Raw genomic sequence first — 315 nt, 5'->3', positions numbered from 1 at the left:
TAACCGTCGATCCGAGTTTGTTCGTCTTCACGCCGCCCGAGTTGGCATCAAACTTAAGACCCTTGTCCGTCAAGCCGTCGGCCGTGTTCTTCAAGTCCGATACGTTAACGGCACTGTTCGGGTTGTTCGTATTAGCCGCGTCGAGTTTATCCAGGAACGTAGCTCCCGTCTGGTTGGAGATCGAGCTTGCTACGTTGTTCAGACGCATCGGAGCCGTCGTCGAGTTGTTGCCGTCGTTCATGGACGCAATGACATCCGACTTCGCTACCAAGTTGCCTTGGCCTTCTGCTTTATCATCGTAGAAGTTGCCGTCGT

The 315-nt window shown here is 53.7% G+C and carries 1 protein-coding gene; it reads right to left on the bottom strand.

Going from position 1 to position 315, the window contains the following annotated elements:
• Nucleotides 1-315: hypothetical protein (locus PGX78_RS09350; RefSeq protein WP_270446693.1), on the bottom strand; the 315-nt coding region annotated here is incomplete at both ends.

The sequence above is a fragment of the Megasphaera sp. AF13-6AC genome (genome assembly GCF_027685385.1).
GTDB lineage: Bacteria > Bacillota > Negativicutes > Veillonellales > Megasphaeraceae > Megasphaera > Megasphaera micronuciformis.
The sequence above is the reverse complement of the archived record's forward strand: the minus strand, read 5'-3'. Positions and strand labels throughout refer to the sequence as shown.